Annotated in this window: 12 protein-coding genes; 10 read left to right on the top strand and 2 right to left on the bottom strand. The window is 69.6% G+C overall.

Going from position 1 to position 13,245, the window contains the following annotated elements; translation table 11 throughout:
* Window positions 1–5 precede the first annotated feature (5 nt).
* The 10 genes from AB0O34_RS07230 to AB0O34_RS07185 all read left to right on the top strand — a co-directional run bounded on the left by AB0O34_RS07230 (window position 6) and on the right by AB0O34_RS07185 (window position 9,687).
* Complete coding sequence (locus AB0O34_RS07230) at window positions 6–1,304, top strand: ABC transporter substrate-binding protein (RefSeq protein WP_363913594.1); 1,299 nt, start codon at window positions 6–8, stop codon at window positions 1,302–1,304.
* Between the two features lie 13 nt (window positions 1,305–1,317).
* The gene (locus AB0O34_RS07225) at window positions 1,318–2,163 is read left to right on the top strand and encodes a polysaccharide deacetylase (RefSeq protein ID WP_363913592.1); all 846 of its coding nucleotides are present in this window, start codon (window positions 1,318–1,320) and stop codon (window positions 2,161–2,163) included.
* Complete coding sequence (locus AB0O34_RS07220) at window positions 2,147–3,778, top strand: gamma-glutamyltransferase (protein WP_363913590.1); 1,632 nt, start codon at window positions 2,147–2,149, stop codon at window positions 3,776–3,778. The genes AB0O34_RS07225 and AB0O34_RS07220 overlap by 17 nt, the downstream gene beginning before the upstream one ends.
* Window positions 3,779–3,837: 59 nt before the next feature.
* A complete protein-coding gene (locus AB0O34_RS07215) occupies window positions 3,838–3,996 on the top strand; it encodes a hypothetical protein (RefSeq protein WP_363913588.1) in 159 nt (52 codons plus the stop codon).
* On the top strand, window positions 3,993–4,739 hold the full coding sequence (locus AB0O34_RS07210; RefSeq protein ID WP_363913586.1) for an ABC transporter ATP-binding protein: 747 nt from the start codon (window positions 3,993–3,995) through the stop codon (window positions 4,737–4,739). Before AB0O34_RS07215 ends, AB0O34_RS07210 begins: the two co-directional genes overlap by 4 nt.
* Window positions 4,736–5,467 (top strand): ABC transporter ATP-binding protein, encoded by a 732-nt coding sequence (locus tag AB0O34_RS07205; RefSeq protein ID WP_363913584.1) that lies wholly within the window; start codon window positions 4,736–4,738, stop codon window positions 5,465–5,467. The genes AB0O34_RS07210 and AB0O34_RS07205 overlap by 4 nt, the downstream gene beginning before the upstream one ends.
* Window positions 5,454–6,329: a branched-chain amino acid ABC transporter permease gene (locus tag AB0O34_RS07200; protein ID WP_363913582.1), complete on the top strand. Its 876-nt coding sequence runs from the start codon at window positions 5,454–5,456 to the stop codon at window positions 6,327–6,329. The genes AB0O34_RS07205 and AB0O34_RS07200 overlap by 14 nt, the downstream gene beginning before the upstream one ends.
* Window positions 6,330–6,334: 5 nt before the next feature.
* Window positions 6,335–7,369, top strand: a complete 1,035-nt coding sequence (locus tag AB0O34_RS07195; RefSeq protein WP_363913580.1) for a branched-chain amino acid ABC transporter permease — start codon at window positions 6,335–6,337, stop codon at window positions 7,367–7,369.
* A complete protein-coding gene (locus AB0O34_RS07190) occupies window positions 7,366–8,694 on the top strand; it encodes an ArgE/DapE family deacylase (protein ID WP_363913578.1) in 1,329 nt (442 codons plus the stop codon). Before AB0O34_RS07195 ends, AB0O34_RS07190 begins: the two co-directional genes overlap by 4 nt.
* A 90-nt stretch (window positions 8,695–8,784) precedes the next feature.
* Window positions 8,785–9,687 (top strand): MurR/RpiR family transcriptional regulator, encoded by a 903-nt coding sequence (locus AB0O34_RS07185; RefSeq protein ID WP_363913576.1) that lies wholly within the window; start codon window positions 8,785–8,787, stop codon window positions 9,685–9,687.
* Between the two features lie 213 nt (window positions 9,688–9,900).
* Here the strand turns inward: AB0O34_RS07185 and mgrA are convergent, their stop codons facing one another.
* The gene (gene mgrA, locus AB0O34_RS07180; RefSeq protein ID WP_363913574.1) at window positions 9,901–10,908 is read right to left on the bottom strand and encodes an L-glyceraldehyde 3-phosphate reductase; all 1,008 of its coding nucleotides are present in this window, start codon (window positions 10,906–10,908) and stop codon (window positions 9,901–9,903) included.
* On the bottom strand, window positions 10,905–12,989 hold the full coding sequence (locus AB0O34_RS07175) for a S9 family peptidase (RefSeq protein WP_363913572.1): 2,085 nt from the start codon (window positions 12,987–12,989) through the stop codon (window positions 10,905–10,907). The genes mgrA and AB0O34_RS07175 overlap by 4 nt, the downstream gene beginning before the upstream one ends.
* Window positions 12,990–13,245: the final 256 nt, after the last annotated feature.

The following is a 13,245-nucleotide window of genomic DNA, read 5'->3' as shown; positions in this document are numbered from 1 at the left end:
TCACCATGGCCCCTTCGCCATTCCCCCGGACACCACCGCTGCCGCGTACGATCGCGGCACTCCTCCTCGTCGGCACGGTCGGGATGCTGAGCGCGTGCTCGTCGGCCTCCACGACGTCGAAGGCCGCTGACGCGAACGAGGCCAAGGAGATCGAGATCGGCCTTCTCGCCCCCCTCACCGGACCGTCGGCCTCCGACGGCCTCGGCATGAAGCAGGGCGCCGAGCTGGCGATCAAGCAGCTCAACGACGCCGGCGGGGTCGCCGGCCACAAGTTCAAGCTGAACTCCGTCGACGTCCAGGGTCAGTCGAACGACGCGGTCACCAAGGGCGTGCAGGCTCTGACCGACAACGACAACGTCAAGGTGGTCGTCACCGGGTACGCGTCCACGTCGAACTTCGAGATCGACGAGTTCGCCGCGGCCGAGAAGCTCTACCTCCTCGGCGGCAACACCGCGCAGACCCAGGCGATCGTCGAGAAGAACCCGTCGAAGTACCCCACGGTCTGGTCGATCACCCCCAACTACGACGCCTACGGCACCGAGCCGGTGAACCTGGCGGAGGACTGGGCGTCCAAAGGCCTCTGGAAGCCGAGGAACAAGTCGGCGTTCATCGTCCGCTCCGACAACCCCTACAGCGAGAGCATCGCCGATGGGCTGGTGAAGCAGTTCAAGAGCAAGGGATGGACCATCGCGGGCCAGGAGAAGGTGCCCTTCGGCCCGGTGAACGACTGGGGCACGATCATCGCGAAGGTCCGGTCCGCGAACCCGGACTTCATCGTCAACACCGACTACCAGGTCTCCAACGAGGCCAGCTTCATGCAGCAGTTCCTGCAGAACCCGACGAAGTCGCTGGTGTTCATGCAGTACGGCCCGAACCAGCCGCAGTTCTTCGAGCTGACGAAGAAGCAGTCAGACGGGGTGCTCTTCAACAACCTGGCCGGCCTCGTCCCGTCCTCTAACTACGAGCCCGCCGCCCAGTTGCAGAAAGACTGGAAGGCGGCGTACGGGAGCGACAACGTCGACCCGCAGGGCGTCATGACCTACGTCGAGACCAAGCTCTACGCCGAGGCGCTCCGCAGCGTCGGCGACCCCGACGACGCCGCCGCGCTCGGCGCGTACATCGGCAAGAGCGACACCCGGCAGGCGTCCGGTCGGCTCGTCTTCGACCAGGCCACCCACCTGGCCAAGCAGGGCGACGACTACGTGCCGCTCCAGTCCTTCCAGTTCCAGGACGAGAAGAAGGTCCTCATCGCCCCGGAGAAGTACAAGGACGGCACCTTCCGGCTGCCGCCGTGGATGAAGTGACGAGGAACGTCCCATGACCACGAACAACCTGGCGCTGCCGCGGGGCAAGCGGATGGCGGTCGCCCTGACCTTCGACTTCGACGCCCACTCGCCCTGGATGGGCACCCTCGGCCGGACCTCTCCGTCGTACCTGTCTCGTGGTGACTTCGGCGCCGAACAGGGCGTCCCCCGGCTGCTCGACCTGCTCGGCCGCCACGGCCTGCCCGCGACCTGGGCCACCCCGGGTCACGACCTCGTGACGTTCCCGCACCGCATCGAGCAGATCATTGAGGCCGGGCACGAGATCGCCGCCCACGGCTGCTACCACGAGGTGGTGCCCAGCCTGAGCGCCGATGAGGAGCGCAGGCTCATGGAGGTCACGCTGCGCCAGCACGAGCAGGTCGTCGGCCACCGGCCGCGCGGCTACCGCTCACCCGCCTGGGACTTCTCCGAGACGACGCTGGACCTGCTGGAGGAGTTCGGCTTCGACTGGGACAGCTCTCTGATGGGCCGGGAGTTCGAGCTGTACCGGCCCCGACGCGTCACGGTGAACTACGAGGCGGCCAACGAGTTCGGACCGGAGAGCCCGATCATCGAGATCCCGGTCTCGTGGTACCTCGACGACTGGCCGTCGGTGGAGTACGTGGCCGGAGTGTCGGCGCTGGGCTCGCACCGCGAGATGGAGAGCCGCTGGCACACCATCTTCGACTACGCCTACGAGCGGGTGCCCGGCGCGGTCTACGTGCTGACCATGCACCCCCAGACGATCGGCCGCGCGCACCATCTGCTCGTACTCGAAGGCCTGGTCGAGCGTATGGTCGGGCGCGGCGATGTGTGGTTCGCGACGCTCAGCGAGATCGCCGATGCCTGGCAAGGCTGAGCACCGTACGGGGTTCTCGATGGGAGGCATGGTCACCGCGCCCGACCCCCGGGCCGCGCGGGCCGGGGCGCGGGCACTGCGGTCCGGCGGCAACGCCGTGGATGCCGCCGTCGCCACGGCCTTCGCCATCGGTGTGGTCGAGCCGTTCATGAGCGGCATCGGCGGCGGAACGTGGCTCGTGGTGCGTAATCCGAACGACGCGGTCGCGACCGTGGTCAGCGGCCCCATCCGGGCCCCGGCCAGGGCCCGGCCCGACATGTATTCCCTGGCCGAGGACGCGGAGGAGACCGGCCTGTACGGCTGGCCGCGCGTGCGGGGCGACGCCAACATCGTGGGCGCGCGGTCGGTGGGCGTGCCCGGCTCGGTGGCCGCGCTCTGCCGCGCGCACGCCAGGTTCGGGCGGTTGCCCCTAGCGGACGTGCTGGCCCCGGCGATCGAGCTGGCTGAGGGCGGCCACGAGACCAACTGGTTCGCCTCGTCGGCGATCTGCGCCGAGGCTCGCACTCTGCGGGCCTTCCCGTCCACCGCCGAGCTTTTCCTCCCCGACGGCCTGCCGCTGCGCGGCCCGTCGCAGGGGCCGGGCGACCCGCTCGTCCAGCCCCGGCTCGCCCGCGTCCTGCGGGAGATCGCCGAAGGCGGCCCGGATGCCTTCTACCAGGGGCGGGCCGCCAGGAGCATCGCCGCCACGGTCGCGGCCGGCGGCGGGGCGCTGCGCGAGGAGGACTTCACCCGGTACGCGGCGACGGAGTCCGAGGTCGGCCCGGTCGAGATCGGCCCGCTACGGCTCTACGGCCCGCTCGCCACCGGCGTGGTGTCGGCGGCGCAGGCACTCCAGCTGGTCGAGGCGGCACGGCGGGCGGGTCTGGCCGCGGACACGCGGCTGTGGGCCAGGGTGCTCACGCGGACGTTCGCCGACCGCCTGCGAGAGGTCACCTCGGCCGAGGAGCCGGGGGCGTCCTGGGAACGGCTCGCCGGCGCCGACCACGCGGACGAGGTGGTGGCGGGCTGGCTCGCGGGGCGTGACCTCCCGCCGGACCCGGCCTCCGGCCCGCGACGGGCGGGTTGCACCTCCCACCTGACCGCCGTCGACGGGCAGGGGATGACGGTTTCGCTGACCCAGACGGTGCTCGACCTGTTCGGCTCCCGGCTGGTCGACCCTGACACCGGCATCGTGCTCAACGACGGAATGATGTATTTCGACCCCCGGCCCGGCCGGGTGACCAGCATCGCGGCCGGTGCGGCCGGCCTGAGCGCGGTCTGCCCGATCATTCTGACCGGGCCGGGATCATCGGTGGCCGCGCTCGGCGCATCCGGCGGGCGGCGGATCATCTCATCGGTCGCCCAGGTCGCCGCCCGGTGGCGTGACGGCGCCGACATCCAGCAGGCGATCTCGGCGCCGCGAATCCACGCGGAGGGCGACCGGGTCTGGCTGGACCGCCGCGATGCCGACGCGGCCGGGGACCTGGCGGCCTCTGGCTTCGACGTGCACGTCGTCGAGGAGGAGCCGACGACCTGGCACTTCGCGCGGCCCAACGGCCTTGCCTACGACGGGTACGGCTGGACGGCGGGGGTCGACCGAATGAAGCCCTTCGGGGTGGGCCTCGGGGACGCCTGACCGTCCCACTGTCGTCACCTGCACAGCAACCACTGCGGATAGAGGAAGAAGAGATCGCGATGACGAGCACTCTGGCGGGGCGCCGCGCCCTGGTGGCCGGCGCGGCGGGCGGCATCGGCGGCGCCATCGTGCGGCGACTGCTACGCGACGGAGCCGGCGGCTTCCTCGCTCAGGGCGACTGGCGCGGACCACAGAGCACGATGCTGGGGGCGTCGTGACCGCCCCCGCACCCGTGATCCTCGCGGCCGAAGAGGTGAGCAAGTCGTTCGGCAGCCTCAAAGCGGTCGACCGTGCCTCGATGGAGGTCCATCGCGGCGAGGTGTTCGGCCTCGCCGGTCCCAACGGCGCGGGCAAGAGCACGCTGTTCAATCTGCTCACCGGCATCCCGATCCGCCCGGACTCGGGCACGGTCCGCTTCGGCGGCGAGGAGATTCAGCACCGCTCGCCCCGATGGATCGCCAAGGCGGGCCTCAAGCGCACCTTCCAGACCGAGGCCGTCTTCGAATCGCTCAGCGTTCGGGAGAACGTCCGGGTGGGGTCGGCGTACGGAAGCCCGGGACGGCCCGCCCGCTGGAACGCCACCGCTTGCCGCACGGCGCTGGACGCGGTCGAGCTCGGCGGCGACCTGGACCGCCCGGCCGCCGGGCTCTCCCTCATCGACCGCAAACGGCTGATGATCGCGTGCGCCCTGGTCAGTGAGCCCACCGTCCTCCTGCTCGATGAGCCGGCGGCGGGACTCGACCCCGGCGACCAGGAGGCCCTCATCAGGCTGCTGTCCCGGATCCGCGGCGCCGGCGTCACCATGGTGATCATCGAGCACGTGCTGTCGGTGCTCGAAGCACTCGCCGACCGGATGGCGGTGCTCGACAGCGGGCAGGTCATCGTGACCGGCGAGCCGGCGGAGGTGCTGAACGATCCTCGGGTCGTCGAGGCCTACCTCGGACCGGGGGCCGCACGGTGAGCGACCTTCTCGACATCCACGACCTCACCGCCGGGTACGGCCAGTCCGGTGTACTGCGCGGGATCTCGCTGCGCGTCGGGCAGACCGAGGCGGTCGGGCTCCTCGGGCCCAACGGGCATGGCAAGACGACCCTGCTGCGGTGCGTCTCCAACCTGCACCGCCCCTCGTCCGGGACGATCACCTTCTCGGGGCGGGACACACGCAGCCGGTCGGCGCGGGACCTCGTCCGCCAGGGCTTGGTCCACGTGCCCCAGGGCTCGCGGCTCTTTCCGCAACTGACCGTCGAGGAGGCCCTGCGGCTCGCCGGCGCGGCCAGCGGGCACGCCAGGACCTGGCGGGACGGCATCGACCAGGTGTTCGCGGTCTTTCCGAAGCTCAAGGAACGCCGCCGCCAGCTCACCGGCACGCTCAGTGGCGGGGAACGCCAGATGGCCAGCCTGGGCATGGGGCTGATGGCACGCCCCACCCTGCTGATCCTGGACGAGCCCACCCTCGGCCTCTCTCCCAAGGTCAAACACGAGTTGAGCGAGTGCATCGCCCGAGTACGCCAGGAAGTGAAGGCGATCATCCTGGTCGACGGCGACATGGAACTCGTCCTCAACCTGACTGACCGTTACCACGTCATCCTGCATGGCGACGTGGTCCACAGTGGGCCGTCCGACACGACCCGCACCCGCGACGAGATGATGTCGCTCTTCCTGGGAGGGTCCGCGAATGAGCGGAATTAGTGTCATCGTGACGAGCGCTCTCGTCCTCGGCGGGCTCTACCTGCTCATGGCGGCGGGCCTGACGCTCATCTGGTCGACGCTGCGCGTCTTCAACTTCGGGCACGGCGCCCTGCTGATGTTCGGCTCGTACCTCACCTGGACCCTGCTCAACCGGGTGGGCCTGCCCCTCGTGGCCTCCGTCGTCGGCGCCGTCGCGGTCATGGCCGTGATCGGGGTGATCTACGAGTTCCTGCTGGTCAGCCCGTTCATCCGGAGGCCGAACGGCGACATGCTGGTGATGGTCGCGACGCTGGCGGCCACGATGCTGCTGCAGAGCGGCGCCCAGCTGATCTGGGGGCCGGAGATCAAGCAGCTGCCGCCCTTCGGGGCGGCCCGGATCGAGGCCGCGGGCGCGGTCGCGCAGGGCACCCAACTGGTGACCATCGTTCTTGCTCCGCTCCTGGTGGGAGCTCTGGCGCTGGTACTCAAGCGTACGAGCGTCGGGCTCACCGTACGGGCCCTGGAGCAGAACCGAGAGCACGCGCAACTGCTGGGCATCGCCCCCCGCCGCGTCTACATCTTCATCGTCGTGATCGCGGTCGGCCTGGCCACCGTCGGCGGGGCCCTATTGGGCAGCATGCAGTTCATCTCGCCCGACATGGGGGCGGACCCGCTGCTACGCGCCTTCGTGGTACTGGCCTTCGGCGGCGCGGGCAGCCTGGGGGGCACCATCGCCGGGGCCTACGCGATCGGCCTCCTCGAAGCCTTCACCACCTACCAGTTCGGCCTGTCCTGGAGCCCGGTGCTGGTCTTCCTGGCCATGATCGTGATCATGCTCGTCAGGCCGGAGGGCCTGCTGCGGAGCCGGGTGAGGAGCGCGTGAAGGCCATGTCGACCCTCCGGGCCTGGGTTTCGTGGCCCGCGTTCGCGATCGTCCTTTTCGTCCTGCCGCTGGTCCTCACCGACCCGCACGCACGGCTGCTGCTGATCCTGATCGGGATGTACGGCCTGCTCGCCATGGGCTGGAACCTCACCCTGGGGTTCGCCGGCATCTTCAACTTCGCCCAGATCGGCTTCTTCGGCATCGGGGCGTACACCACCGGCATCCTCGCTACTCGCACCGGCGTCGATCCCTGGCTGGCTCTGCCCATCTCCGCCGGCTGCGCGGCGCTGGCCTCCCTGGTGGCCTTCCTGCCCGTCCTGCGGCTGCGCGGCATCTACGTCGGCCTCGCGACCTACGTGTTCTCCCAGCTCTGCGTCTATCTCGTGCTCGGTCAGGCCAAGCTCACCGGCGGCGCCAACGGCATCGTCGGCATCCCCAGGCTGAGCCTGGGTGACACCAGCCTGCGGGCCGACGGCCGCATCGGCTACTACTATCTGGCCGCCGTCCTGCTGTTCGCGGTGACCGTCCTCGTACGGGTGCTGGTGCGCTCGACCCTCGGCATGTCGCTGCTGGCCCTCCGCGACAACGAGGCACTGGCCACCAGCCGGGGCGTCTCCCGGGTTCGCCAGCACCTCATAGTCTTCATGATCGGCGCGGCGGTCGCCGGCGTCGCCGGCAGCTTCAACGCCTTCCTCAACGGTGTGGTCAGCACCGACGTCTTCGGATTCGGCTACCTCACCCTGCTGCTCAGCATGATCTTCCTGGGCGGCAGCGGCAGCGTCTACGGCCCGATCGCCGGCGCCGTCGTGGTCACCCTGGTCTCGGACACCTTCCAGGACGCGGGCGCGTGGCGCGACATCGTGATCGCGATGCTGATCCTCGTGGTGCTCTGGGTCGCGCCGAAGGGCCTCGCCGGCCTCAGCCGCCAGGTCGTCACCACGCTGGGCGGCCGCCGATCCGGAGGCGGCGCCCCCGCGCCGCACACCCCGTCCTTGGACTCCGACCATGTCCACCCCACGACCATCCAGGAGACTCAGTGACAACCGGCAGCACGCACGACCTCGCCGGACGCGTGACCGACGAGGTCGACCGGCTCACCGACCGACTTGTGGCGTCCCTTGTGGACGCGATCGCCATCCCCAGCGTGAATCCCCGGTACCCGGGCCAGGAATATGACAAGGTCGTGGGCGCGGAAGGCGACGTCAGCGCCCTGCTGGCCGACCTCTACACCGAGGCGGGAGCCGACGTCGGCAAGGTCACCGTCGAGCGCGGCAGGGACAATGCCTGCGGCGTCATCCACGGGGCCGGAGGCGGACGCTCACTGCTGCTCAACGGTCACGTCGACGTCGTACCGTCCGGCCGTCTCGACCGCTGGCGTGGCGACCCGTTCCGCGCCCAGGTCACCGACGACACGGTGATCGGGCGCGGGGCGACCGACATGAAGGGCGGGCTGGTCGCCGCCGCCTACGCGGCGCTCGCCCTGCGTCGTGCGGGGGTGCGCCTCGCCGGAGACCTCGTGCTCCAGGCGGTCGTCGGCGAGGAGGTCGGCGACCACGAGGCCGGCACCACCGCCGTGCTCGAAGCCGGGTATGGCGCCGACGCGGCGATCGTGTGCGAGCCGTCCGGCCGCGCGGGCAGCCTCCCGGCGGTGGTGCCGGTGACGCCGGGACTGTTGTGGTTCAGCATCAGCCTCGAAGGGCGGACGGCCCACTCCGGGCTGCGGGGGATGACGATCCACCCGACGCTGGAGGGGGAGCACCTCGGCGTCAACACCATCGACAAGTTCTGGCTCATCTACCATGCCCTGCGCGGTCTCGAAGATGAATGGGCACGGCACAACAGGCATCCGCTGTTCCCGCCCGGTTACTTCAACCTGCTGCCTGGCGTCCTGCGGGCCAACCCGTCCGGGATCCTGGTGCCGTTCTTCCTTGCCGATGAGCTCACCGTCGAGTACTGCGTCTACCACCACCCCGACCGGTCCAACGAGGAGGTCATGGCCGAGATCGAGGACCGCGTCGCCAACGCGTGCCGCAACGATCCCTGGCTGCGGGAACACCCGCCGGTCTTCGAATGGAAGCTGCTCTGGCCGCCGTACACGCTGCCCCGGGATTCGGCGCTGGAGGCGGCGGTGCTGGACGCGCACACCATCGCCTCCGGCGGGCAGGCGCCGGTCAGGACCGGCTTCATGGGCGTGTGCGACCTGACGTGGATGGACCGAAAGGGCATCGGCGGCCTGGTGTACGGGCCCGGCGTCGGCTACACCGCGCATGCGGAGAACGAGTACGTGGAGATCGCCCAGCTGGCACAGTCGGCCAAGACCTACGCGATGACCGCGATCAACTGGTGCGGGCTCGCAGAGGATTGATTGCTCACGTTCTCTTTTCGTCTGGGCCGTGGCAGGATCCCAGACACCAAATGTGCAGCGGGAGCGGTCGGCTGCCGCGAAGGAGACAACGTGCTCACCACGCCTGAGCCGCGCACCGTCGCCGCGCAGTTGCGCGAGGTCCTCGCAAAGTTGCCGAAGGCCGAGCAGCGGGTCGCGCGGGCTCTGCTCGCGGGTTATCCGACAGCCGGCCTTGAGCCGCTGGCGACCGTTGCCGGGCTGGCCCAGACCAGCCCGGCCACCGTGCTGCGCCTGGCCTACCGGCTCGGCTTCGAGGGTTACCCGGAGTTGCAGCAGGCGCTGAAACGCGAGACCCAGCAGCGTTACTCCTCGCCTCTCGCCCAGTACGGTGACGCGGGCGGGGGTGGGGAGACCGACGGGGTGATGGCCCGCTCCCGCGCGGTGCTGCTCGACGCGACGGCGATGACCTTCGACCAGCTGCCCGAGGGCGAGCTGCTCAGGGCGGCGGAGCTGATCGCCGACCCGAGCCGTCGGGTCTCCGCGGCGGGCGGTCGCTTCAGCGCGATCCTCGCGCAGTACCTCATCGCCCACCTGCGCCAGTTACGCCCGAACACGTTCTACGTCGCGGGGTCCCCCCCCGACCACGCCGCCCACCTGCTCGACGTGGGCCGCCGCGACGTGCTGGTGCTGTTCGACTACCGGCGCTACCAGCGGGAGACCATCGCGCTCGCCCGCAAGGCCGCCGCCCGGAACGCGAAGATCATCCTGCTCACCGACCCCTGGCTGTCCCCGGCCACCGCCGTCGCCGACGTCGTGCTGCCCGCCCAGGTCAGATCCCCCTCACCGTTCGACTCGCTGACACCGGCGGTCGCGTTGATCGAGGCCCTCATCGCCGCGGTGGTGGAGCAGATCGGCGAAGCGGGCCGTGAGCGCGTCGCGGAGTACGACCAGATGGCGGACGACGTTCTACGTGAGGACGCCGATTACGTCTCAGAGGGAAAACCCGCCGTGTGACAGCGGAGGGACACCCGCGCTGTCACGGGCGAAGGAAACCCCGCAGTTAGAGCTGTCACGGGCGAAGGAAACCCCCGCAGTGAGACAGGTCGCGGAAAACCGGCCCCCGTTCCCGTCACCGATGGACGTTTCTCCGGCGTATGGCGGGACGGGGGGTACGGCGTGATCGGCGTCGTCAACGGCGGGAAACACCGTGAATGTTCGTGGATCCCGCTAGACGATCGGCGTGCCGGGCTGCGCGATCTCCTTCTCGATCGCGGCGAGCTCGTCGGAGGAGAAGCCGAGCTTGTCCACGGCCGCGATGTTGTCCTCCAGCTGCTTGACGCTGCTGGCGCCGATCAGCACCGAGGTGATCCGCGAGTCGCGCAGCACCCACGCGAGGGCCATCTGCGCGAGCGACTGGCCACGGCTCCCGGCGATCTCGTTCAGCGAGCGGACGCGCTGGAGGATGTCGGTGGTGATCTGGCTCGGCCGCAGGAACCTCTCCTTGGCCGCGCGGGAGTCCTCCGGGACGCCCTTGAGGTACCGGTTGGTCAGCACGCCCTGCGCCAGCGGCGAGAACGGGATGCAGCCGACGCCCTCCTCCTCCAGGACGTCGAGCAGCCCGTCCTCGACCCAGCGGTCGAACATCGAGTAGCGCGGCTGGTGGATGAGCAGCGGCGTGCCCATCTCCCGCAGGATCCTGGCCGCCTCCCTCGTCTGCTCGGGCGTGTAGTTGGAGATGCCCGCGTACAGGGCACGGCCCGACCGCACGGCGGTGTCGAGCGCCCCCATCGTCTCCTCGAGCGGGGTCTCGGGGTCCGGCCGGTGGCTGTAGAAGATGTCGACGTAGTCGAGCCCCATGCGCGAGAGCGACTGGTCGAGGCTGGCCAGGACGTACTTGCGGGAGCCCCACTCGCCGTACGGGCCGGGCCACATGTCGTACCCGGCCTTGGTGGAGATGATCAGCTCGTCGCGGTACGGCCGGAAGTCCTGGGCGAAGATCTGGCCGAAGTTCGTCTCGGCCGAGCCCGCCGGCGGGCCGTAGTTGTTGGCGAGGTCGAAGTGGGTGACGCCCAGGTCGAAGGCCCTGCGCAGCGTGGCCCTCTGGGTGTCGATCGGCTTGTCGTCGCCGAAGTTGTGCCACAGCCCGAGCGACACCGCGGGCAGCTTGAGCCCGCTCCTGCCGGTCCGGTTGTAAGGCTGCCTCTCGTAGCGGTCGTTGGATGCCGAGTACGTCACTTCGTATCTCCTGTGTCTTCGGTCTTTCCCGCGCCGGCCCGGTCGAGGATCCATGACAAGGTGAACGCCTCCTCGCGCCACGCGTCGTACCGGCCGCTCCTGCCCCCGTGACCGGCGCCCATCTCCGTCTTCAGAAGGAAGGGCCCGCCGCCTGCAGTGGCGCGGAGCTGGGCGATCCACTTCGCGGGCTCGTGGTACAGCACCCGGGTGTCGTTGAGGCTGGTGATCGCGAGGATCGGAGGATATACCCGGTCGTCGACGTTCTCGTACGGCGTGTACGACTTCATGTACGCGTAGACGTCGGCGTTGTGCAGCGGGTCGCCCCACTCGTCCCACTCGATGACCGTCAGCGGCAGCGACGGGTCGAGGATCGTGTTCAACGCGTCCACGAACGGCACCTCGGCCACCACGCCGGCGAACGCCTCGGGGGCCAGGTTGGTCACCGCGCCCATCAGCAGGCCACCGGCAGAACCGCCCCGCGCGACGATCTCGCTCGACCAGCCCGACTCCTTCAGATGCCGGGCGGCCGCCACGAAGTCGCTGAAGGTGTTCTTCTTGCGGGTGAGCTTGCCCTCCTCGTACCACCGCCTGCCCATCTCGCCGCCGCCCCTGACGTGCGCGATCGCGAAGACCAGGCCACGGTCGAGCAGGCTGAGGCGCGCCACGGAGAACGACGGGTCGATCGAGGTCTCGTAGCTGCCGTAGCCGTACAGCACCGTGGGCGCGGGCCGCTCGGTGCCCTTCCGCGCGACGATGGAGATCGGGATCCGCGTGCCGTCGTCGGCCACCGCCCACTCGCGGAACTGCTCGTAGTCGCCGGGCTCGTACCCGCCGAGAACCGGCCGGCGCTTCAGCAGGATGAGCTCGCGCCTGGTGAGGTCATAGTCGTACACCGAGGGCGGCGTCACCATCGAGGCGTACGCCAGCCGCAGCCTGCCGGTGTGGAACTCGGGGTTCCCCGCGGGCTCGGCGGTGTGGATGGGCTCGGGGAACGAGATCTCGTACGGCTCGTCGTCCGACGGCAGCACACGGATGCCGGTGAGGCCGTCACGGCGGAAGTGGACGACCACGTGGTCGGAGAACGCGTCGACGTCGAGCAGCCGGGTGTCCTCGCGGTGCGGGATCAGGGGCGTCCAGGCGGCGGGGTCGTCGATGGGCGCGGTGGCCAGCTCGAAGTTCTCCGCACCCTCGTTGTGCAGGACCAGAAAGCGGTCGCCCGCGTGGTCGACGGAGTACTCGACCCCGGTCTGGCGGGGGCGCACGACGGTGAACTCCCCGGTGGGGTAGTCGGCGTCGAGGATGCGCACCTCGCTGGTGATCTTGCTGCCCGCGCCGAGTACCAGGTAGCGCTCGCTGCGGGTGAGGCCGATGCCGACCCAGAACCGCTCGTCGGTCTCCTCGTAGACCAGCACGTCATCCTCGGCGGCCGTGCCGATGATGTGCCGGTAGACGCGGTACGGGCGCCACGCGTCGTCGATGGTCGTGTAGAAGAACGCCGAGCCGTCGGCCGACCAGGCGCCGCCGTAGAAGATGCCCGGGATCTCGTCGGGCAGGATCTCGCCGCTCTCGAGGTTCTTGAAGCGCAGCGTGAAGCGCTCGTTGCCGCTGAAGTCGGTGGAGTAGGCGAGGGTGGTGCCGTCCGAGCTGATGGACGAGGTGCCGATCGCGAAGAACGGGCTGTCGCCGGCCAGCTCGTTGCCGTCGAGCAGCACCCGCTCGCCTTCCAGCGGCACTCCCGGCTTGAGCTCGGGAGGGGTGTCGCCCGTCGCCAGGAGGCGGCACTGGATGCCGTACTGCTTGCCCTCCTCGGTGCGGGAGTAGTACCACCAGCCGCCCTTGCGGGTGGGGACGGAGAGATCGGTCTCCAGGGTGCGGCCCTTGATCTCCTGGAAGATCGTCTCCCGGAGGTCTCCTAGGTGCTCGGTCTCTCGCTGTGTGAAGGCGTTCTCCGCCTCCAGGTAGGAGACCGTGTCGGGGTTTTCCTTGTCGGCCAGCCAGGCGTAGTCGTCGATCACGGTGTCGCCGTGATGAGTGCGTTCGGCCGGAACCTTCTTCGCCACGGGAGGCGTGTCGCTGCTCACGTCGCCGAGTCTATGGCGCGGACTTGGCCGTCCAACTGGCGTGACGCACGTGTGTGAAGGCGGACCGTGCTTCGGCGCCCGCGAAGGCTGCTAATCTTCTGTTGTCGGCATCGCCCGGCACAACCCCAAAACTTCGCCTCGGCGATCTGGCGTGGGCACGTGCCTGTGGTGGTGTCGATACTCCTCTAAAAGATCTACCCGGCGTCGTTTGCGTCGCCAGGTCGGATCGGGTAAGTTAGAGGGGTTGCCCTGGAGA

The sequence above is a fragment of the Sphaerisporangium sp. NPDC088356 genome, assembly GCF_040685555.1.
Lineage (GTDB): Bacteria > Actinomycetota > Actinomycetes > Streptosporangiales > Streptosporangiaceae > Sphaerisporangium.
The sequence above is the reverse complement of the archived record's forward strand: the minus strand, read 5'-3'. Positions and strand labels throughout refer to the sequence as shown.